At 71.6% G+C, this 370-nt stretch carries 1 pseudogene; it reads left to right on the forward strand.

From position 1 onward, the window contains the following. Positions 1-368: pseudogene (locus ACLZOT_RS50500) on the forward strand (PadR family transcriptional regulator); the annotation flags it as partial. Between the last annotated feature and the right edge of the window lie 2 nt (positions 369-370).

Raw genomic sequence — 370 nt, forward strand, 5'->3', positions numbered from 1 at the left:
AGGACGAGCACTTCGCGGCTCGCTTCGCCTTCTTCGGGCAGACGGAGCACGAGGTGCGGATGCGGGTGCTGGAAGGCCGTCGCAGCCGGCTGGAGGAGCGCCTGGAGAAGATGAGCGCCTCTCTGGCCCGCACCCGCGAGCGCCTCGACGACTACACACTTGAGCTGCAGCGACACGGCATGGAGTCCGTGGAGCGCGAAGTGCGCTGGCTGAACGAGCTCATCGAGAGCGAGCGGGCCGGACGGGACCTGAGGGGTTCCGCCTCCGGGGGGTCCGACTCGCAGGACAACACCACTGGAGCGCCGGGCGGCCTGCCCCGGCCGGGGGACGCCCCCCGGCCGGATACGCCCGGCGACACCGCCACGTGAGA

Origin of the sequence: Streptomyces sp. 4F14, from assembly GCF_048159485.1 — a bacterium.
Taxonomy (GTDB): Bacteria; Actinomycetota; Actinomycetes; order Streptomycetales; family Streptomycetaceae; genus Streptomyces.